Origin of the sequence: Vibrio sp. S234-5, from assembly GCF_000960595.1 — a bacterium.
Classification (GTDB): domain Bacteria; phylum Pseudomonadota; class Gammaproteobacteria; order Enterobacterales; family Vibrionaceae; genus Vibrio.
Map to the genome: position 1 here is coordinate 104,961 of NZ_JZAM01000072.1, position 21,336 is coordinate 126,296.

The 21,336-nt window shown below is 46.5% G+C and carries 22 protein-coding genes; 10 read left to right on the top strand and 12 right to left on the bottom strand.

Translation table 11 applies throughout. The annotated features are described in order from the left end of the window. Positions 1 to 7: 7 nt before the first annotated feature. Complete coding sequence (locus tag UF06_RS03210) at positions 8 to 1,996, top strand: methyl-accepting chemotaxis protein (RefSeq protein ID WP_206778251.1); 1,989 nt, start codon at positions 8 to 10, stop codon at positions 1,994 to 1,996. A 119-nt stretch (positions 1,997 to 2,115) separates the two neighbouring features. On the opposite strand, the gene UF06_RS03215 is transcribed toward UF06_RS03210, so the two are convergent. Continuing rightward, positions 2,116 to 3,201, bottom strand: coding sequence for an ABC transporter substrate-binding protein (locus UF06_RS03215; RefSeq protein WP_045569152.1), 1,086 nt, complete (start codon positions 3,199 to 3,201; stop codon positions 2,116 to 2,118). 367 nt (positions 3,202 to 3,568) lie between these two features. Between UF06_RS03215 and UF06_RS03220 the strand changes: the two genes are divergently transcribed. Continuing rightward, positions 3,569 to 4,621: an iron ABC transporter permease gene (locus UF06_RS03220; protein ID WP_045569153.1), complete on the top strand. Its 1,053-nt coding sequence runs from the start codon at positions 3,569 to 3,571 to the stop codon at positions 4,619 to 4,621. Between the two features lies 1 nt (position 4,622). Beyond that, positions 4,623 to 5,402 (top strand): ABC transporter ATP-binding protein, encoded by a 780-nt coding sequence (locus tag UF06_RS03225; protein ID WP_045569154.1) that lies wholly within the window; start codon positions 4,623 to 4,625, stop codon positions 5,400 to 5,402. A gap of 46 nt (positions 5,403 to 5,448) precedes the next feature. Here UF06_RS03225 and UF06_RS03230 read toward each other — a convergent pair whose 3' ends face one another. The 7 genes from UF06_RS03230 to UF06_RS03260 form a co-directional block, all read right to left on the bottom strand. Continuing rightward, positions 5,449 to 5,709: a DUF3012 domain-containing protein gene (locus UF06_RS03230; protein ID WP_039427339.1), complete on the bottom strand. Its 261-nt coding sequence runs from the start codon at positions 5,707 to 5,709 to the stop codon at positions 5,449 to 5,451. A gap of 175 nt (positions 5,710 to 5,884) precedes the next feature. Then, positions 5,885 to 6,502 carry a glutathione S-transferase gene (locus UF06_RS03235; protein ID WP_045569155.1) on the bottom strand — a complete coding sequence of 206 codons (618 nt, stop codon included), beginning with the start codon at positions 6,500 to 6,502 and terminating at the stop codon, positions 5,885 to 5,887. Positions 6,503 to 6,511: 9 nt separating this feature from the next. Next, complete coding sequence (locus tag UF06_RS03240) at positions 6,512 to 7,543, bottom strand: NADP-dependent oxidoreductase (RefSeq protein ID WP_045569156.1); 1,032 nt, start codon at positions 7,541 to 7,543, stop codon at positions 6,512 to 6,514. Positions 7,544 to 7,629: 86 nt separating this feature from the next. Continuing rightward, a complete protein-coding gene (locus UF06_RS03245) occupies positions 7,630 to 8,220 on the bottom strand; it encodes a TetR/AcrR family transcriptional regulator (protein WP_045569157.1) in 591 nt (196 codons plus the stop codon). 144 nt (positions 8,221 to 8,364) lie between these two features. Then, complete coding sequence (gene dbpA / locus UF06_RS03250) at positions 8,365 to 9,741, bottom strand: ATP-dependent RNA helicase DbpA (protein ID WP_045569158.1); 1,377 nt, start codon at positions 9,739 to 9,741, stop codon at positions 8,365 to 8,367. Between the two features lie 162 nt (positions 9,742 to 9,903). Continuing rightward, positions 9,904 to 10,752 (bottom strand): universal stress protein, encoded by an 849-nt coding sequence (locus tag UF06_RS03255; RefSeq protein WP_045569159.1) that lies wholly within the window; start codon positions 10,750 to 10,752, stop codon positions 9,904 to 9,906. A gap of 10 nt (positions 10,753 to 10,762) precedes the next feature. Continuing rightward, on the bottom strand, positions 10,763 to 12,253 hold the full coding sequence (locus UF06_RS03260) for a SulP family inorganic anion transporter (RefSeq protein WP_039427345.1): 1,491 nt from the start codon (positions 12,251 to 12,253) through the stop codon (positions 10,763 to 10,765). A gap of 187 nt (positions 12,254 to 12,440) precedes the next feature. On the opposite strand from UF06_RS03260, the gene UF06_RS03265 reads away from it, so the two are divergent. From UF06_RS03265 to vctC, 5 genes are all read left to right on the top strand, one after another. After that, the gene (locus UF06_RS03265) at positions 12,441 to 12,695 is read left to right on the top strand and encodes a hypothetical protein (protein WP_045569160.1); all 255 of its coding nucleotides are present in this window, start codon (positions 12,441 to 12,443) and stop codon (positions 12,693 to 12,695) included. A gap of 65 nt (positions 12,696 to 12,760) precedes the next feature. Continuing rightward, on the top strand, positions 12,761 to 13,669 hold the full coding sequence (locus tag UF06_RS03270) for a siderophore ABC transporter substrate-binding protein (RefSeq protein ID WP_045569161.1): 909 nt from the start codon (positions 12,761 to 12,763) through the stop codon (positions 13,667 to 13,669). Positions 13,670 to 13,691: 22 nt separating this feature from the next. Then, positions 13,692 to 14,627 (top strand): iron chelate uptake ABC transporter permease subunit VctD, encoded by a 936-nt coding sequence (vctD, locus tag UF06_RS03275; protein ID WP_045569162.1) that lies wholly within the window; start codon positions 13,692 to 13,694, stop codon positions 14,625 to 14,627. Continuing rightward, positions 14,620 to 15,570, top strand: coding sequence for an iron chelate uptake ABC transporter family permease subunit (locus UF06_RS03280; RefSeq protein WP_045569163.1), 951 nt, complete (start codon positions 14,620 to 14,622; stop codon positions 15,568 to 15,570). Before vctD ends, UF06_RS03280 begins: the two co-directional genes overlap by 8 nt. A gap of 8 nt (positions 15,571 to 15,578) precedes the next feature. Next, positions 15,579 to 16,334, top strand: a complete 756-nt coding sequence (gene vctC / locus UF06_RS03285; RefSeq protein ID WP_045569164.1) for an iron chelate ABC transporter ATP-binding protein VctC — start codon at positions 15,579 to 15,581, stop codon at positions 16,332 to 16,334. Positions 16,335 to 16,386: 52 nt separating this feature from the next. On the opposite strand, the gene cueR is transcribed toward vctC, so the two are convergent. Together cueR and UF06_RS03295 are read right to left on the bottom strand one after the other, a co-directional pair. Then, positions 16,387 to 16,773, bottom strand: a complete 387-nt coding sequence (gene cueR / locus UF06_RS03290) for a Cu(I)-responsive transcriptional regulator (RefSeq protein WP_039427353.1) — start codon at positions 16,771 to 16,773, stop codon at positions 16,387 to 16,389. 7 nt (positions 16,774 to 16,780) lie between these two features. After that, positions 16,781 to 17,785, bottom strand: a complete 1,005-nt coding sequence (locus UF06_RS03295) for an AraC family transcriptional regulator (protein ID WP_045569165.1) — start codon at positions 17,783 to 17,785, stop codon at positions 16,781 to 16,783. A 191-nt stretch (positions 17,786 to 17,976) separates the two neighbouring features. Between UF06_RS03295 and UF06_RS03300 the strand changes: the two genes are divergently transcribed. Further along, the gene (locus UF06_RS03300) at positions 17,977 to 19,917 is read left to right on the top strand and encodes a TonB-dependent siderophore receptor (protein ID WP_277914538.1); all 1,941 of its coding nucleotides are present in this window, start codon (positions 17,977 to 17,979) and stop codon (positions 19,915 to 19,917) included. A gap of 59 nt (positions 19,918 to 19,976) precedes the next feature. Further along, a complete protein-coding gene (locus UF06_RS03305; protein WP_045569167.1) occupies positions 19,977 to 20,267 on the top strand; it encodes a DUF2218 domain-containing protein in 291 nt (96 codons plus the stop codon). Between the two features lie 105 nt (positions 20,268 to 20,372). Here the strand turns inward: UF06_RS03305 and UF06_RS03310 are convergent, their stop codons facing one another. Beyond that, entirely contained in the window at positions 20,373 to 20,621 is a 249-nt protein-coding gene (locus UF06_RS03310; RefSeq protein ID WP_039427357.1) for a YgjV family protein, read from the bottom strand. A gap of 592 nt (positions 20,622 to 21,213) precedes the next feature. Next, positions 21,214 to 21,336 (bottom strand): transposase (locus UF06_RS23495; protein ID WP_045569239.1); only part of this gene is annotated, 123 nt, incomplete at its 5' end.

Consider the following 21,336-nt stretch of genomic DNA (forward strand, 5'->3'; position numbering starts at 1 on the left):
GCCAATGATGTCATCTCTTGTTTCAAAAATTTATGCTGGATTCTTATTTATTATACTATTCATGATAGTATCTTCTGCTATTTCTATAGTCAGTAATGAGAGACTAATTTCCAACTTTGAATTTCTAACGAGGACATCAACCCCACTTATGATGGAATCGTCAAATTTAAATGTCAAACTGCTAGACATTAATCGTGCACTTACCCCTTTCTTTTCTTCACAATATGTTGATGAACTTCCTGGCTTTGAATCTAAAATTGAGGAAAAAATAGATTACTATAGAGATCAATTGAAAAAGGTAGAAACATTATCCTCAGATGATGAACAGTTCAGAGATAGAATAGAAGAAGGTGTTATCTATAGTGATCTATTGATTGACAAACTGCGATCTTTACTAAGTTCGTTTAAAATATATCTAACAGATAAAAATGATAATATTACTCAACAGATAGATTTCAGAGTTTTTTTGTCAGAACTTTATAACAATTTAAATGAAAGTTATAATTTTTCTTCAAAAAGAAATGTCAAAGAGTCCATTTCTGGCTTACTCCATCAAGTCAGATTCATCTCCAGTGAAGTTGACTACCTTTTCTACTTACGTGATTCGTTAGAATTCAGTTCAATCGAGCACAGATTAAATAATAGAAAAAGGTTGTTAGCTGAAGCGATTGATAAGCTCAAGTTAGATGAAATTTCACTCTACAGGGATAATGAAAAGCTATTATCAACACTTGAAGAGCAACTTTTTGATGATACTGGTGTTGTCAAAGAGCACATGAGGTTAGTCAGGCAGAGTGAAGATCTATTTGAATCGAGAAATCTGATAGAAGTAATGCTTGATAAGCAAGTTACTATCATCAATTCTCTTTTGGAGTATTCCCAAGATCTTTCACGCGTTCATTATGATAAGTCACTCAGCAGTTATCAATATTCGCTTATTTATATCATACTTATTACCATTTTTTCTGTGGTTATTTCTACTTTAATTGGTGTAAGCATTGCTCGTATGATATCAAAAGCCAGTAAAGCTGTTAACTCAACACTGAGTAACATAGAAGAAAAAGATCTATCAGTTAGAGTAAGTTACTCGCAGAACGATGAATTTGGTGCCATATCAAATAAAATTAATTCTGTTATCGATCATCTCGCCATTATGATTGCCCAGATACGAGAATCAGCAAACGATTTGAATCACGCATCGGTTGAAAATCAAGACATCAGTAAATCACTTAATTATTCTGTATTGGAACAAACGAAGCAGACTCAAATCGTCGTGGATGTAATGACTGAAATTGAAAACTCTGTAGAAGAGATTACCACTTTCGCTAGGCAAACTCTGTTAACCGTTCAAGATGCCGTTGAGAGTTCGCATTCTGGTCAGGACACGATGGCGAAGAATCTCCAATTTTTGCAGGAGTTATCTGAGAATATGCTGTTATTTATCGAGACTATTATTCAACTTGATTCTGAAAGCCGAAATATAGAAACCATTTTGCACTCGATAACTGGTATCTCAGAACAAACGAACTTGCTTGCACTAAATGCGGCCATTGAAGCAGCTCGTGCTGGTGAACAAGGAAGAGGCTTTTCTGTTGTTGCGGATGAAGTTCGCTTGTTGGCTTCTCAGTCTGCAGAGTCAGCAAACTACATTCAAAAGATAGTTAGGCAGTTTCAATCTAAATCCCAACAAGCGGTGGCACTTATTAATCACTCTAATGCTGCAATGGAAAGCTGTAAAAATCAAACCTTAGAGGTAGGGAATGTGTTATCAAAGATCCATCACATGTTGAGTGTTGTAGAAGCCAATAGCCATCAGGTTGTTATCAAAACCGATGTTCATAATAAGTTGACTTCTCTTGTAGCAAGTAATATTGAAAGTATACAAAGCTTGTCCAGTAAAAACGCTCAGTTCTCAAGAAAATTGGCTGAATCGGCAGTTAATCTGGAAGCAATGGCTGATGGTCAATCAAAACTAACCTCCAGTTTTTCATTATAGTTTTTCTCTAGCCGTATTTGAGTGAGTTCAAAAGAGAAAAACCTCATACGGCATGGATGCAGTATGAGGTGAAAAGAAAATTTTATCCGGAAAGCTTCGCTTTATCGAGACATGGCAAGTTAGCGAAGCTGAGTGACAAAGGTTCCTTCAGGCAAGACGGGAAGATACTTCTGGTAAAACTCGTGATAAGCCCGGCTAGGATTGAGATCGGCAAACAGCTCTGGATAGAGCGCCTTGGCATAAAATTGAATCATGGCGCCATCCATGATGGTGCGACAGGCACCGTGATAAGCGGCATACATGCGGTTGTTTTTCACCGCAGAGAGCGTGGACCAGCCAAGACGTTGTTTGAAGCCTTGCAACGCTGCTTGTGCTTTTTCTTCAGCAACTCCTTGACCAATAATCATTGAACTATCAGAGCTTCCAGATTCGTAACCAGTAATGACGACGACGTCTGGGTTGCTGGCAATTATTTGTTCTGGGTTCATTTGGCCCCACCATTCAACATAAGGGGTGGCAATGTTGTCTCCCCCCGCTGTGGTTGCGATAGCTCCCCACATGTTTTTACCGAATGTATAGCCGATGTCATTGATGCCGCTAGCGCCGAACTCTGTGTAGATCTTGGGTTTTGGCAGGTTGGCTTTCTCTAGGCGCTCAGTGATCATGGCTGCATTTTGCGCATAGTCTTGAGCAATTTTTTCGGCTCTCTCTGTTTGCCCAGTAATAACACCAATTAGTTGGGTACTTTTGACATGTCGCTCAATGGTCTGAGCATTATAGTCAACCACAAGCACTGGAATCCCCATTTCTTCCAATCGAGTCACTTCGTTAGAGAGTGCCTTATATTGCCAATCAGCGAGCATAATCAAATCAGGGCTTAAACTGATCACTTTTTCTAGTGAAAAGGCGTTAGTGTCTACTCGGCCAATCTCAGGAATTTTGTCTAAAGAAGGGCGGTGTTTAACGTACATCTCCCAATTTGTTGGCCGAGCTTGCCAAATGTACTTTGACATTCCAACGACCTTATCAAATGCCGCTTCTGTACCAATCGCCATGTAATCCTCAGGGTAAAATCCGACGATCACGCGTTGCGCTGGCGCGTCGAAAGTAACTTCGCGCCCCAGAATATCAGTCACAGTGGTCACAGCAGAGAACGCTGCGGAGCTAAACACAAGCGAAGCGATCATCAATAGTTTTTGATGCATATACAATCCTATTCATTTATGAGTTCGTTTTTTTAAGAGACCTGTGGTGAAGGCTTGGCATTATAAGAATACGCGCAATTAATATGCAAACTATTCTCATTTTGATTCACGTTTTTAATGATTATTGATAAACCTGATGTTACAATTTTCGGGGTACAGATAAGTTTGATTGGATGTTTTTCAAAACAATAGGTTATTGAATAAATGGTAAGTGAAAGTAAAAGCCTTAATCGCTTTTTTCGCCATCAACTCGGCATCCGTTCAGCCCTAATGGCCGATTGGGGCGTGAAAAATGAGCTACGTGAAAGTGTTTTGAGCCGCTTCTTTTGAGTAAAGCGCGGTTTGTTTTGATTGGTAGGTTGTAAACATGTCTTTAGAAATGGTCCAGCAAATCGTACTGGCACAACGTAATAGCGAGCGCCGTCGTAGCGTCATGCTGATCGTCTTTGGTCTCTTGCTGTTGAGCTCTTTTGTGCTTGATTTGATGACAGGCCCTTCGCTTATTGATGTCACTTCAGTGTTACATACGCTTTTTGAGTGGGTTGGGCTGCCATTCCAAGTCGAACCTTCTACGCAAGTTATTGTAAAAAACTTGCGTTTGCCCATCGCCCTAATGGCCATTTTTGTTGGTGGTTCGCTTGGTGTGGGTGGGGCAGAGATGCAAACGCTGCTGAACAACTCCATGGCTAGCCCCTATACCTTAGGGATGGCCGCAGCCGCTGGTTTTGGAGCGGCATTAGTGCTCTATTTGGGGTCATTAGGCATCGATAGCCATTTTGCGGTGCCGCTTGGGGCTTTTATTTTTTGTATGATTTCGGCTTGTTTTCTTTTTGCTTTAGCCTCGGTTCGCCATGTAGGGACTGGGCAGTTGATATTAGCGGGAATAGCTTTACTGTTTTTATTTCAGTCATTGCTTTCGTTGGTACAGTTCATCTCCTCGCCAGAGTTAAGTCAGCAAATTTTATTTTGGCTATTTGGCAGCTTATCCAAAGCAACTTGGCAAAATTTGACCATCACGGCTTTGGTCGTCAGCATAAGCTTTTTAATATTGCTAAAGGATGCATGGAAGTTGACGGCGCTTCGTTTAGGTGAAGAACGAGCCAAAAGTTTAGGCGTGAATATCACTCACTTACGCCTAAAAACGCTGTTCATCGTCGCTGTCATGACCGCTACTGTAACGAGTTTTGTTGGTATTATTGGCTTTGTTGGAATTGTTGCTCCGAATATCGCCAAAATATTGGTTGGAGAGGACCAACGTTTCTATCTGCCGCTCTCCTTTCTCGTGGGTGCGTTTCTACTCTCAAGCGCGTCGGTATTGTCCAAAGTCATCGTCCCGGGTGCACTTTTTCCGATCGGCATAGTTACGGCGATTATTGGTGTTCCTTTCTTTTTCTGGTTGATCATTGGGAGGCAGCGCTAAGATGATTGAAGTCAAGAATCTCCACGTGCGCTTTGGCGAGTTAACGTTAGCAAAAGAAGTCAGTTTCACTCTCAAACCGGGTCAAGTGACGGCGATACTCGGCCCGAACGGAACGGGAAAAAGTACCTTGCTAAAAACACTCTTTGGTGATGTCAACGTAGAGCAAGGCGAAATCCTCTTTAACCAGCATTCGTTATGCAAGAAGCAACTTAGCAGTTGGCGCGCTCGATTTGGTTACATGCCACAAGACATTCATCTGGATGTCAATTTGACGGTCATTGAAGTGATCTTGTTAGGACGTCTTGATGCGTTAAGCATGCGTATTGATGATGCCATGCTTCATGATGGCATTGCCATTTTGGGCAGTTTGGGCATTGAGCATTTAGCTCACCGTGATGTAAGAACCTTGAGTGGAGGACAGTGTCAGATGGTGCTGTTTGCCCAAGCGTTAATGCGTCAGCCCGAAATTGTTATGCTCGATGAGCCAGTTAGCGCTTTAGACCTGCATCACCAGCATGTTTTACTTCAACATCTGGTCAAGCAGACAAAACTGAAAAACTACATCAGTATCATGGTATTACATGATTTAAACTTGGCTGCACAGTATGCAGACAACTTATTGGTGATGAAGCAAGGTGAGTTGGTCGCTCAAGGCCACCCGAGCAAGCTGTTAACATCTGAACTTATCCATCAGTTGTATCAGGTTGAATCGGATGTTCTCTTTGATGAACAAGGTGTTCCATTTATCCGCACACGGCGACCAGCCGAGACTGCACATTGACGGTGACTGAGCGCTCAGTGCCGAGATGGTGCTGAGCGCGATAATCCTAGAGCACACAATACTTGGCGTAAGAGGTCGCTTCTTTCGCTGTCCAGTCACCTTTGGATTTTTCATCCATATCTTCGCACCAACTTTGGCTGCCAACTTCATTGTTGAGTAAGCAGTGCTTGGCGAAATCCAATGTGTTTTGCGTATTCCACTCGCTTTTGGGTTTTTCGCGCATCTCATCACACCAACTTTTGCTACCAACTTCCGTACAGGCAGAAAGGGTTAGTAGACTTAAAAGGGCCAGTAGTGTTGTTTTCATTGCTTCCTCTTATGGAGTTCATATTTACCGACGCTACTATACCGAATGCTTTGAGAACTGTGTTAAATCAACGCGAAAAGATCCGTTGCTCTGCTTGAGCGAGAGGCATAAAAAAGCCAGCCGTGCTACCAGCTGGCAAAGGCAGTATATGTTTAGCTACTGAGTATGTGTTTAGCTACTGGTATTGCAGCTCAAGCGCTTGCGCTTTTTGAAAGCAAGGATGGGCGGCGAGCGTTTCGCCGTAGCGCGCCAGATTCGAGTAGTGTGCCAGCAAACCAAACTGTGCGGTGATCTCAACAATGAACGACATCATGATGTCAGCGCCAGTCAGCTTATCGGCCACAAGGTAGGTTTTGCCTTGGAGGCTTTGCTCTACGTAGCTCAATATCTTGCTGATTTCACTGTCTGCATACGGTGCTAAGAACTTAGTTTCTGCCCCGTCTTTGAGGAGAAACACTTTCAGTAGCAAGGGCAACATACCGGAGCTTTCGGCAAAGTGTAACCATTGCAGGTACTCGATGTACTCCTTGCTCTCTTTGGCTGGTGCTAAACGCTCGGCGGCGTATTTACCAATCAGATATTCCGTGATGGCGCCGGACTCGGCGATCACTTGACCATCCTCTTCAAGCACCGGCGATTTACCCAGTGGGTGGATCGCTTTAAGCTCGGGTGGCGCTAAAAAAGTGACACTATCACGTTGATACGGGACGATTTGATACTCAACGCCCAGCTCTTCCAGCAGCCAAATAATGCGTTTAGAGCGGGATTTATTCAGGTGATGTAAGGTGATCATCATCATCTCCTAGCGTGGTTGATTGGTTTGCACAACCAGCTTGCCGAAGTTCTTTCCTTCAAGCAGGCCAATAAAGGCATCGGCGGCATTTTCTAAACCTTGCACTAAATGCTCACGATAATGAATCTTACCTTCGGCCAACCACTGTGACATATCCGCGGCAAATTCGCCGTAGCGATGGGCGTAATCATCAAAAATGATAAAACCTTGCATCTTGATGCGCTTGATCAGCAGTTGCGCCATCAACATCGACATGCGATCCGGGCCTTCAGGCAGTGAGGTTGCATTGTATTGTGAAATGAGTCCACAAAGAGGCACGCGCGCACCGCTATTGAGCAGCGGCAAGACGGCATCAAACACTTTACCGCCGACATTTTCAAAATAGATATCAATGCCTTTATCACACACGCGAGCGAGCTGCTCGGCAAAATCTGCGGCTTTGTGGTCCAAACAGTCGTCAAACCCTAAAGTCTGTTTGGCAAACTGGCATTTCTCTTCGCCGCCAGCAATACCAATCACACGGCAGCCTTTGAGTTTGCCAATCTGCCCAACCATAGAGCCAACCGCGCCTGTTGCAGCTGCCACCACTAGTGTGTCGCCAGCTTTTGGCTGACCGATGTCCAATAAACCCATGTAGGCAGTAAAGCCGGGCATACCCATGACGCCCAGCGCGTAAGAGGGGTGGGCTGGTGTTTTGCCGAGTTTAATCAAGCCTTCACCGTTGGAAAGGGCGTAATCTTGCCAACCGGTGTACGCCAACACCCATTCACCCACTTCGAATTCGGCATGCTGTGAGGCCTCGACTTGGCAGACGGTACCGCCGACCATCACTTGATCAATCGCCACTGGCTCGGCGTATGACTTAGCGTCGCTCATGCGGCCGCGCATGTAAGGATCGAGTGACAGATAAACCGATCGAAGTAAGATTTCTCCGGCCGCAGGCGAGGGGATATTACTTTCAACTAAGCGAAAGTTTTCCGCGCTCGGTGCGCCCACAGGGCGTGAAGCGAGGACGATTTGACGATTTGTAGAGAGAGCCATGTCTTTTCCTTTTCTTTTATTAGACCAGTCGTCTAGTGTTGGTTGCAAAAAATCCCGTCCACAGTGGGACGGGTTAAATGAATCGGTTACGCCTGACGGCGCAGTATCTGTTTGGTGGAGGCCAAACAGTGTTCTAAATGGTGTTGGTCTTGCATTAATTTATTGAGCAAGCTTGCTCCAAGCCATTGCTGATAGAGCTGCTGCGCGGTGGCTGCGGCATCCACCACCTCAATGGAGCCATCCTCGATACCACGCTGAATGGCCTCGGCCAAGGTGGCGATCACACGCTGTGCGCCAACAGACAATGCATGGCGCATGCTGTCTGAGAGATCAGACACTTCACCACTGAGTTTTACCACCAGACAACGGTTGGCGTTGCAAACTCCTTCTTCAACCGTTAACCAGCGAGAAAAGTAAGCAAGCAAACTTTGGTAGCCTGATTGTGCGCGGTTGCCGACAATCGCTTCTAACTGTGCAAGATAATGTTGGAAGTAGCTTTCAATTAGAGCCTGACCAAACTGTTCTTTCGATTTGAAATAGTGATAAAACGAGCCTTTGGGTACGCCCGCTTCTTTGAGCAACAGGGAAAGGCCAACGGCGGTGAAGCCTTGGTTAACGACGAGTTGATAGCCAATATTGAGGATCTGCTGGCGAGTATCGGAAGTTTTGCTGTTCATGTTGTGCACTATAGATGAAATTAGACCAGTCGTCTAGTTTTGTATTTAAACAAAGTTGGCCAAAGCCACAAGCAAAAACAAACACCGCCGAAAGGTTCGGCGGTGATGGAAATCAAAACATGGCGCAAAAAGTCGTTCAGACCACTACTTCATGATGCGGGCTCTAAAATTACGCCCTTTCATTTTGCCATTTTGCAGTTGTTGTTCGGCCTGCTTAACCACGGAATTGTCGACCGCCACATAAGAGACCATCGGCAGGATATTGATTTTTCCGATCAATTTTCCATCGATGCCCGCTTCTTTGGTCAATGAACCGAGAATATCCCCAGCGCGCACTTTCTCTTTTTTGCCGCCAAGGATCTGAATAGTACGCATCGCTGGATAATAGGGTTTGTGATTTTCAGGTTGCGGCAATTTAGCCGGGTGCACATCAATACCCATGTATTCTTCAATGCGTTCAATGCGATACAGCTCTTTCTCACTGTAAAAGCTGATGGCAATCCCTTTCGAACCGGCGCGACCAGTACGGCCGATACGGTGCACATGCACTTCTGGATCGCGTGACAGCTCGAAGTTGATCACCGCATCGAGGTTATCGACATCCAGTCCACGCGCCGCCACATCGGTGGCGACCAGAATCGAAACACTCTTATTGGCGAACATGGTCAGCGCACGTTCGCGTTCGCGCTGCTCCATATCACCGTGTAGCTCGATCACGCTGAATTTACGGTTGTGCAACTCATCCGTCACGTTTTGCACTTCTTTCTTGGTATTACAAAAGACCACACAAGATTCTGGACGATGGGTAAGAAGCAGCGCTTCCAGCGCATTGTCACGTTCTTCGGTGCTTTCTAGTTGATAGAAACGTTGCTCGATAGTCGATTGCTGATGAGTCGATTCGACTTTGACCCATTTCGGCTGTTTCATCACTTTGGCGGCGATGGTTTCGATCTCGCTCGGGAAGGTAGCGCTGAACAGCAAGGTTTGGCGCTGGCTGGGCGCGGCATCGATGATGGCGTCGATGGCATCTTGGAAACCCATTTCCAGCATGCGATCAGCTTCGTCCAATACCAGCGTATTGAGCTCGTCTAAGTTGATGCGTCCTTTGGAGATGTGATCCAAAATGCGCCCCGGAGTGCCAACTAAAATATGGGCGCCATGTTCGAGCGAACCGATTTGCGGCCCCATTGGCAAGCCGCCGCACAGCGTTAGCACTTTGATGTTGTGAATACCACGCGCCAGCGTACGAATTTCAGTGGCGACTTGGTCGGCGAGTTCTCGCGTTGGGCACAGTACCAAGGATTGGACGCGAAAGCGCTGCACATTGAGGTTGCTCAACAGGCCCAAGGCAAATGTTGCGGTTTTGCCCGAGCCGGTTTTGCCCTGACCGATCACATCTTCTCCTGCCAAGACCGACGGCAGGCTTTGCGCTTGAATTGGCGTCATCTCGGAGTAGCCCAAAGAATCGAGCGTTGCTAGCAGTTCATCTTTGAGTGGTAAGGTAGAAAAAGGAGTCGTCACGTTGCAAACCTCGCGTGGAAAAAGTGCGTCTTGGGGCGCGTACTATACCGAGTTCTGATGAAATAAAAACAAAAAACGCGTTACAGAACGCATTTTAGTTATTTGGAGAAAAGCGCACGAGAAAAAGAACAAAGCCCTGTCAGAGGACAAGGCTTTGGGGCATCAACGAATCAACAACATAGGCACGTGAGATTCGGCCAGTAGCCGAGTGGTATTGCTGCCTAAGAAAAACTGGCGCAATTTCGAGTGGCCGTAAGCGCCCATCACAATCATGCCCAGTTGATGCTGTTGCTGATAATCTAAGATGGCGCGATGCACGTCGCCTTGCAAAGTGGCTTGCGTGACCTCAATGCCGCTTTCACGCAATGTCGCGGCGGCTTGGTTAAACGCTTGCGCTTTACCGTTGGCATCTTCCACCATGATCAAATGGCAAGCCATTCCTGCGAGCAGTGGCGTTTTGAGCGCTTTTTCGACTAATTTCTGGCTTATTTCGCTACCGTCAAACGCCAGTAAGTAGCTGGTTGGCTGCACAAACTGGCCTGTTGCCACTAGGATATGGGCTTTGATTGAACGAACCACGCTTTCGAGTTGTGAACCGATCGCTAAGGTATCGTTTTTATGCAAATCGCCTGACTTGCCCACCACTAAAACGCGAGTGTCAGCTTCCAAATCCAGTAAGGTTTCCAACAAATGGCCATGTTTTTGCAGCTTAGTCACATCGTGCAAACCCGAGCTGTGCAGTTGCTCTTGCAGATCATTTAGCAGCGCTTTGCCATGCTGTAGGGCGACTTTGGCGCGCTTTTCATCCAGTTCAATCAGCTCTTGCAGCAGGTGCTCACGACTGCCAAGGCCGATGTTGCCTGACAGCTCACTCGTCGTTTCTTGCTCTGATTTGTCGAGCACATGCAGCAGGGTGAGCGGGGCGTTAAGGCTTTTCGCCGTCCAAGCGCCGAGCTCAGCGACAGACTGCGAGTAAGTTGAACCATCGATACAGGCGATAATATGGGTCATGATGTGCTCCTTAATGTCCGCCCATGAGTTTTTCTACTTCTTCTGGTTTATCGTGAATGCCAAATTTATCCACGATGGTCGCGGTGGCTTCGTTCATGCCGATGAGATTCACTTGGGTGCCTTCGCGGCGGAACTTAATCACCACGCGATCTAAAGACGAAACCGACGTAATGTCCCAGAAATGCGCCGCTGAGAGATCGATAGTGACACGCTCCAGCGCCTCTTTGAAGTCGAACGATTGCAAAAATTGATCTGAAGAGGCAAAAAAGACTTGTCCAACAATCTGATAAGTACGCTCTTCGCCATTTTCAGCCAGTTGGCTTTTCACCACCATGAAACGGCCAATTTTATTGGCAAAGAACAGAGAGGCGAGCAGTACGCCGACAAACACACCGATGGCTAGGTTGTGAGTCACGACCACGACAGCGACGGTAGCGATCATCACAATATTGGTCGACAGCGGGTGGGTTTTCAGCTCCTTGACTGAACTCCATGAGAAGGTACCAATCGAAACCATGATCATCACGGCAACCAGCGCAGCCATTGGGATCTGCTTGAGCCAATCACTCAAAAACACCACAAAGATGATGAGGAACAGGCCCGCGCAGAAGGTCGAAAGACGCCCACGGCCACCCGATTTCACGTTAATAATGGATTGGCCGATCATGGCACAGCCGCCCATACCGCCGATAAAACCGGTTGCGATGTTGGCGATACCTTGGCCTTTACACTCGCGGTTCTTGTCGCTGCTGGTGTCGGTCAAGTCATCGACAATCGTTGCGGTCATCATCGATTCAAGCAGGCCAACAATCGCCAGCGCAAAGGAATAAGGCAAAATGATCATCAGCGTTTCGAGTGTCATCGGCACATCGGGCCAGAGGAAAATCGGCAGAGTGTCGGGCAGCTCGCCCATATCACCAACGGTGCGCACATCAATGCCAAACGTGATGGCCACTGCCGTTAAGGAGATGATACACACCAAAGGTGAGGGGAGCAGTTTGCCGACATAAGGCACGTACGGGAACAGATAAATAATTCCGAGGCCAGCGGCGGTCATGGCGTAAACGTGCCAAGTGACGTTGGTCAATTCCGGCAATTGCGCCATAAAAATCAAAATAGCCAGCGCGTTAACAAAACCCGTGACGACGGAACGGGAAACAAAACGCATCAGATCACCCAGTCGCAGGTAGCCAGCGATGATCTGAATCACTCCCGTCAAGACGGTGGCAGCGAGCAAATATTGCAAGCCGTGTTCTTTGACTAAGGTCACCATAACGAGCGCCATGGCTCCGGTCGCCGCTGAGATCATTCCCGGACGTCCGCCAACAAACGCGATGATCACCGCAATACTAAAAGAGGCATAAAGGCCGACTTTCGGATCGACGCCTGCAATGATCGAAAACGCAATGGCTTCCGGAACGAGTGCTAGGGCCACCACGAGGCCCGCCAGCAAATCGCCTCGCACATTGGAAAACCAATCGCGCTTGATGGTATGTAACATGTTCATTCTCTATAAAAGGTTGCAATAAAAAGTGGGGAACAAAGTCTTTGTAAAAGGAATAAAGCAGAGTCAATCGCTGAGTTTACGGCTTCTCTTTTGCTGTACTTTGCTAAACGCGTGATCTTAATCATTGCTCACCGATAGGTCAACCTAATGTCAGAATGGTGTCAACGGTGAAACTTAATCAATGCGCTATTTGGTCTTTATGGCTTTTATTGGTGTGACAAGAATGGGTGGGGCTTTAAAAAGCAATCAGGCAAGCATAATGCATATGGTTATTTTCGCGAGCACTTCTGGATATTCTGCTCTTTCCCTCGCTGATCAAGCACATGGTGGCATCAAGGAACAATCAAGGAGCGTAGCTGAGCGACAGCCGCTCCTTTTGTTTACTTTCCAGAGTGGTAAACCGCACCGTTTTCCTGAATGGCAAGAGATGAGTTGAATATCCGTGTGACAATCTGTATATTGCCAACGCGCATGATAATCGGTCTCATTAAGGTTTATGATATGAAAAACTACTTAGGTATGGTTTTAGTCACTGGGCTCTTTTCTACAACAGCTTTAGCCCATGAAGTCACTATTGAACATCAAATGGGCAAAACCACTTTATCTAAAGTACCACAGCGGGTTGTGGTGATCGGCAACGGTGCATTGGACGCGGTCGACTACTTCGGTATTGAGCCGATTGCTGTGGCGAAAGCGTCGGTCATTCCGAATTACTTGAGTAAATATCAGCAAGCGAAATTTGTTTCTGCAGGCAGTTTTTTTGAACCGGATTTTGAAACCATCTACATGCAAAAGCCGGATCTGATTATTGTTGGCCCTCGCGCGGCGACTAAGTACAAAGAGTTGTCGGAAATTGCGCCTACGGTGGTATTTGCAGTCGACCAACAACAAGGTTACTGGAAAAGTACGCAGCAGCAGTGGCGTAATCTCGGCCAAGTGTTTGCTATTAGCGATAAAGTTGAGCAAAAAATTGAGCAACTTGACCAGCAGTTTAAAGCGCTGCACGCCTATAACGAGCAGCATCAGAGTGACGCTCTGACAGTGATGAGCTCAGGTGGCAACATCACGGCATTCGGTTCTGAGTCACGCTTTGAAGCGATTTACAAAGATTTTGGTTTCAAAGAGACGGTGGCGGGGCTAAAAACGGGCAGTCATGGTGATCTGGTTTCCTATGAATTTATCAGTAAAGCGAACCCGAGCACGCTGTTGATCATTGACCGAGACAAGTTAGTCAACAAAGGCGAAAGCAAAACAGCTCAGGAGTTTGACAACGCCCTCATCAAGTCCACTAAAGCTTTTCAGGACAAACGCATGACCTATTTGGATCTCGATGCGTGGTACCTTTCGATTGCTGGTGTGACGGCGACCGAGCAAATGATCGCTGACATCAAGAAATCCGTGAATCTTTAATCCACACAGGCAGAGGTTAACTTTGAAAAAGTTATTGCTTGTTGTGTTTTTTTGCGCTTTAGCGTCAATGTTTGTTGGAGTGGGCGATGTCTCACTCCAAAAGCTGCTCGCTGGCGATGAAGAAGCCCTCAACTTATTGTTTACCAGTCGAATCCCTCGTTTGCTCGCCATTCTGCTTTCTGGTGCAGGGCTGAGCATCGCTGGCCTAATCATGCAGCAGATAAGTCAAAACCGTTTTGCTGCGCCATCCACCTCTGGCACGATTGAATGCACTATGTTCGGCTATGTGCTCAGTTTGGTTCTTTTGGGCCATGGCAACAGTTGGCTGATGGTGTTTGGTAGCGCCATGGTTGGCACCTTGATGTTTGTCTCTTTCATCCAGCACATTCAGTTTAAGAACGCCGTGTTCGTTCCGTTGGTGGGCATCATTTTCGGCAATGTTATGGAATCGGCAGCCCACTTTATCGCCTACAAATATGATGCAATGCAGAATCTATCCGGTTGGTCTGTCGCGAACTTTGCCAACCTGTTACAGGGCGACTACGAGTTGCTGTATATCGCTGTGCCTGTTGCCATTTTCAGTTATCTCTATGCCACGCGCATTTCTGCCGTTGGCCTTGGAAAAGAGTTTGCCATCAATCTAGGACTCAACTATCAGCAAGTGGTGGTGATCGGTGTGCTGCTGGTGTCGGTGATGACCGCAAGTGTGGTGATGATTGTCGGGCAACTGCCGTTTTTGGGCTTGATCGTACCAAATCTAGTCAGCCATTTTTATGGCGACAATCTGCGCCGCAACATTCCGCTTACCGCCTTGTATGGCGCTTTGATCGTCCTGTGCTGCGATATTATTGGACGCCTGATTATCTTCCCATATGAAATACCAATTTCGATGGTGATTGCCATTCTTGGTGGCGGCGTGTTTATTTATCTGTTACTCGGAGGTAAGCAGCGTGTCTGACCGTAGTAAGCTTTTGGTGATGCTATTCATCGCACTGGTTTTCGCTGTGCTGTTTCTTGGTAAAGGGTTAACGGTTGATAATTATCACTATTTCCTTTCACGCCGTTTCCCTAAAGTGCTAGCGATGATCTTAGCGGGGATTGCGGTTGCGCAAGCCTCCTTGGTATTTCAAACCGTCACACACAACCGCATTCTGACGCCGAGCATCTTAGGCTTCGATAATCTGTACTTGCTCACTCAAACGCTGATTGTGGTCGGTTTTGGCACCGTTAGCCATCTCGTTCTCAATGTGTATTTGAACTTCACGCTCTCCGCCGTGGTGATGGTGCTGTTTTCCATCGCGTTGTTTGGCTTTTATTTTCAACGCGGTGAACGCAACTTGATCACGTTGTTGCTGGTCGGCTTGATCCTTGGTCAGCTATTTGCCAACGTGGCCGCCTTTTTCATGATGATCATGGACCCGAACGATTTTGCCACTGTGCAAGCAAGCATGTTTGCCAGCTTTAACCATGTTGATGGTGGTTTGGTATTGTTTGTCACGCCGATGTTGTTGCTTGCGACCTTCTTGCTGCTGAGAATGAGCCGCGTGTTGGATGTTTTTTGGCTCGATAGAGACAACGCGGTGAGCCTAGGTATCGATGTAGACCGTGTCACCAAGCGCGTGCTGCTCTACAGTGCGCTGTTGGTTGCTATCTCCACTGCGCTGGTTGGCCCAATCATGTTTTTTGGTTTGTTGGTGACGAACTTAGCGAGGGAGATTTTCCGTACCTATCGCCATACGATTTTGCTTCCAGGGTGCGCGCTCTTTGCTGTGTGTGCGCTGCTCGTTGGTCAATGGATGGTGGAGAACGTGCTGGCGTTTCAAACCACCTTGAGTGTGATCATCAATTTTATCGGTGGCGTGTACTTTATTTCCATGCTGCTGCGTAACCGTATTGTTTAAGAAAGCTTATGATTACTTTAGAAAAAATCACCAAACATTTTGGTAAACAAACCGTTGTGGATAAGGCCAGTGCGCAGTTTGAAAAAGGCAAAGTTACCTCGATTATTGGCCCCAATGGCGCAGGTAAAAGTACATTGCTTTCAATGGCTTCTAGGCTGACACAGCGCGATGGCGGTTCAGTGTTCATTGATTGCAAAGAGTTGAGTGACTGGGACACCAAAGCGCTGGCAAAAAAATTGGCGGTGTTACGTCAGGCCAACAGCATTACCATGCGTTTTACCATTCGCGAAATGGTCGCTTTTGGCCGTTTTCCCCACTGTGGCGGGCGTTTAACCGCCCAAGATGAACAGGAGATCGATCAAGCGGTCGCCTATCTTGATCTGCAAGAAATTCAGCACAAGTATTTGGATGAGCTCAGCGGTGGCCAGCGTCAGCTCGCGTTTATCGCCATGGTAATTGCGCAAGATACCGATTATGTGTTTCTCGATGAGCCACTCAACAACCTCGATATTCGGCATTCGCTGCAAATCATGCGAACGATTGGTCAGTTAGCCAGAGAGATGAACAAAGCGGTGGTGGTGGTTATCCATGATATTAACTTTGCTTCCTGTTATTCCGACAACATCATCGCGCTCAAACAGGGCAAGATTGTGGCAAATGGTCCGGTTGATGAGGTGATCCAAGCGCAGGTTCTCGAACAGATTTACGAAACGCCCTTTCACGTCATTGAGCAGCATGGCAAACGGATGTGCACCTACTACTAATTCCTGTCCGTGGGTTCAACGCGTTTGAACCCACTCGAATTGAACGCCTAGCTTAGCGCGTCAAATCGTCTAAAATCGGGCAGTGGCTGTCGGTATTTCCCGGACAAGCGGTGATCCAACTCTCCAGTTGCTGCTTGATTTCCTGTAAATGGGCGATTTTCTGTTCCACTTCAGCCAGTTTTTCTTTGGTTCTTGCTTTGACTTCGCTGCTCTTTCGCTCAGGATTCTCGGCCAATTGCACAAACTCTTTGCACTCTTGCAGCGAAAACCCTGCCTGTTTAGCACGAGAAATGAGGTTGAGTTCCTGAATGTGTTTTGCCCCATATTCGCGATAGCCTGAATCGCTGCGCAGCGGCGGCGATATCAGCCCCTTCTCTTCATACATGCGGATCGATTTGCTGGATAATCCGGTTAACTTTGCAATTGCACCAATATTCATCGTTACCTCAGGCTGCGCTGTTTCCCTTGATTGTACTGAGTAGCGGCTTTTGTGCAATCTCATTGGGAGTGATGCCGAATGTACGCTTAAAGGCATTGGTGAAATTGGATGGATGATGATAGCCCGCCTCATACGCTGCTTCGGTGACGCTGATCAACCCGCGTTCTAGCTGAATTTTGGCGATGTTCAAACGGCGATGACGAATATAGCCGCTGATGGTGAGGTTGAGCGCCTGTTTAAAGTGGCGTTGCAAATTGGACACGCTCATGGAAAAGCGCTTGGCCAAGTGAGTTAGGTCGAGCGGTTGGTGCAAATTAGCATCAATGTAGGAGAGGATCTGCTCGATTTTGTGATAGTCATGATGTGGCTTTGAAGTAGGACGCTCGAAGTTTTGTTCGTTAAGTAAGCCTAGAGATTGTTCGATTAACCAATGAGACTGGCACTCCAGTTGCAGCTTTTGCTGTAAAGAGCCGCAGACCGACATAGCGAGGATGGCGCTGATGGCTTTTGCCATGTTTTCTGCAAAAGGCAGCTCGCAATGAGCCAAATGATGCGAAAAAAAGTGAGCAATTGGTTCGTCGCCGCTTAAACGGTGCTTTAACCAATCGGGATGAATAGCAATATTGAGCTTTTTGATCTGATTGTTGGCGAGCAGAGTGCGTCTGAACGTGGTCGGTTGGGCTAGATTGATCACAATCGCTTTTGGCTGTTCAACAGCACAGAGCTCAAACTCGCGGTTATCAAAACCAAATTTTACTTTGCCGCTGAGCAAAAACACCAAGTTCAGGCATGGCTGCGCGGTTGAGACGATTTCGCTGTCTTTGAGTTCGGTGCTGACACTGCCTTGCAAGGCAATTGAATCTGCGTAGCGGTAGTTGAGAAACTTGCCTTCAACCAGTACCGTATTGGCAGAGTTTCCCTTGGTAATAATTTGTTGTTGACCTGGTTCTCCAATTGCTTCGGTTAGGGCAATTTTTCTTCTTCTTTCTCGATTTCCTACCACTCGCGCCATTTTGACCTTTCCTCATAACTCAAAGGCGATTTTGCATAAGCAAATCCGCTTCCTGTTCATAGAAATGAAACTTATCATAACTGCGAATTATTATCATTATCACGCTATTTTAAATTGGAATCTTTTAAATGGAAAAACGTCATAATCGTCAGTTCCGACCTTCTGCTCTTTGTCTGGCAATCGGTCTGATTATGTCAGGGCACAGTTTTGCTCAAGAAAATGCAAGTGATGAACGCGTCGTTGTTTGGGGAACGCACGTTTCCAGCAACACAGAATCTATGGTGTCGGACGACATCTCACTAAAGCAAGCGGATCATATGTCGGATCTGCTGCGCGAGATCCCGGGCGTGGATGTCGGTGGAACGCACTCCGTGAACCAGCGCATCACAATTCGTGGTCTTGGGGAAACGGATCTGGATATTCGTTTGGACGGTGCATCACAACATGCCAACATGTTTCACCACGTTGGTAACTTAACGCTTAACCCAGATATCTTAAAAGCGGCGGAGATTCAAGTGGGGAACAACTCTGTTGCCCAAAACGGGCTAGGTGGCTCAGTCTATTTTGAAACCAAAGATGCTCGTGATTTGTTGCGCTATGACGAGTCGTTTGGTGTTCGTGTGTATGGCGGCTACGCCAGCAATGACAGCCAGCAGAGATCACTGACACTTTACGGCCTGCTCGGTGAGCCGCTTGATTACATGCTGTATGCCAACTATGTGACCCGTGATGATTTCAAAGACGGAAATGGCGACACCACGTTTGGTAGTGCGGGTGATGTTTACAATATTCTCGGTAAGTTAGGCTATGAGATCAGCAATCTGCATCGCTTGGAACTGAGCTACGATTTGTATCGTGATGAGGGCGATTACAGCCCAAGACCTGATATGTCGGGCGGTGCAAACCAAGGCTTGTCTCAGGATAAGTTGATTCCGACGGAGTACAACCGTGACACGGTGACGTTGGGTTATGAACTGCGCGGTGACAAACATCAAGGCAAAGTGACGCTCTACACCACTAAAACCAAAATTACGCGTGATGAATCTGTCATGGCAGGACAATGGCAACTTAACCGAGTTGGCAAAAACTCGGCGGAAAACCAAAACGATGGTGTAAATGCGAAGTTTGTATCGAATTTTGACCTGGCTGAGCGCAGAAATGCGCTGACATACGGTTTTGATTACATGGATAAAACCTCGTCATCAACCTATGTTGGTAAGCAATTTATGAAAGAAAGTGCCAAGTCTTTCGCCCTGTTTGTGGAGGATCAAGTTTGGTTGACGGAGCGTTTCTCCATCACCGCAGGTCTGCGCTCAGACGACTATAAACGCGAAGCAACAACAGGAACTCATAAGTTTGATGATGTGACTTGGGCTCTAGCTACCGAGTGGCAAGCAAGCGACACTTGGAGCGTATTTGCCAGCACTCGCTCCTTGTTCAAAGGCCCTGAACTGATGGAAACCTTTGTCGCTTTTCAAGACGTTGCTTACCTCGCCGATGATATTAAAGCGGAAACCGGGCAAAACACGCAAGGGGGTGTGAAATTTAATCAGCGTGTCGATAAACACGCGTTTGGCGCCAATCTGACGCTGTTTAAAACCGATATTGATGACTATATAGCCGAAGCGTACGATAAGGCTACAGAGTCATACCTTTACTACAACATGGCTGATGTGGAGATCAAAGGTTTCGAAGCGGCCGTTTCATACGGTTATGACGCTTTCAACGGTAAGCTTTCCTACGCCAAATCTGATATCAAGAACAAACAGACAGGTGGTGTAGTATTAGCGCCAAATCTACGCAGTATGGATGTGGGTGATAGTATCGCACTTAACCTAGATTACTATGCAGCGTCATGGGATGTGCTATTGGGGTGGAGCTCAATGTTGGTACTTGAGGAAGACAACGTCTCGGCTGGCGCACCAGTGAAAGAAGCGTACAACACTCACAATCTCTACGCGCAGTGGATCCCGCAGAAAGTCGATGGTTTGACCGTGACCTTTGGTATCGACAATCTGTTTGATGAGACCTACACCTCGCACGCGTCTCGCTCTGGGGTTGCCAGAGGATTTACCTTAGACGACTACGAACCGGGCCGAAACATCAAACTTTCTGCGGCCTACCAATTCTAACAACCTAAATAACCAACGCAGCTGGGGCAATTCGTTTTGTCCCAGCCAGTGAGCAAAGCATGCTAAAACAACAAACGCGTATTTTCTCTAAGCACGCAGGCAAATATCTGGTGACTCTTTGTCGTCATTTTGCGCGAAAAGTCCCCGCCCAATGGGATGAATTTCAAGGTGAAGTGAATTTCCCTGTGGGCACGTCGTTGATGCAAGTGGACGAAGTGACATCGAGCTTAACCATTATTTGTTGTGCGGAAGATGAAGAAAAACTGGAGAGGCAAAAAGCGACGATCGCCTCGCACGTACAGATGTTTTCTCGCCGCGAAGAGATAGAGCTTATCTGGCAAGATTGCTAAATCAACGAGTTATCGAGCAACAGCAATATCACTAACAACCATGGCTGGAAACAAAAAGCCCCTGAACGTGTGTCAGGGGCTTTTCTAATTCGCTTGCCGTGGCAATTAGGCTTTCTCAGGCGTCAGAGTTTTTTTTTCCTGTTGCATTTTCGCAAGAAAGTACACGTTGACACATGCAATAAAGCCGTTGGTTACAACCACTGGCCATGCATCGATCATCAGACCGTAAGCAGTAAACAGTCCACAGCCGATAAAGTTAAGGACGCGAAGACGCACAATGTCTTTCATCGTTAGCGAAATCGCCACCATGATTGAAGCCGCGTAGCCTAGAATTTCAACCATATTCATTTCCATAATTTGACCCTCTTAAATCTTGCCGAATATGTCGGTACCAATTCTTCTCTTCTTGAGATAAGTGAGGAAGCTCCGTGCCTCGAATGGTCTAATCTTGTTTTGTCTACATTGACTATATCAATGGAAATTCCGTGATGAAAGCCTCAAATCAAGGTTAAGAGAAGGTTAGCGATTACGCAAACGTTTAGAAAGAAGATACTCAATAACAGGGTTAAATTCGTTTGATCATAATTTGAGGGAATGGATAAGCCGATGCCTATTAAATCGATAGCTAGACAGAGCACTAGTCACGCGTATAATTCATTTAACGATAATTATTCTCATTTGGTGCGTTATGTTTTTGCTGATAGCTGCTTTATTTTCGATCTTATTGGCTTTGAAGCTCAAGATTCGTAAAAAGAATATATTGATCCATTTTTTGCTTAACGTTTTCTTTCTGTTTTGGCTGGGAGAACGCTACGCAATCTTCTATCTACTTTTCATGTTCTTCACCAGTCCTATGCTGATTTCACTGAAACGAAGATGGGGGTTTACACAGCAGCTGTACACCTTTGTCCCTATGCTGTTTGCTTGCGTTTTGTGGATTATCGGTTCATCCGGAAAATCGATACTTCGCCTCATGACTGGCTTTGATTTTTAACTCAAAAAATTCCCAATCACGATACCCATAGGCGACTTTGTTCAGCGTCTTTATTCGGTTGTTCACACCCTCTAC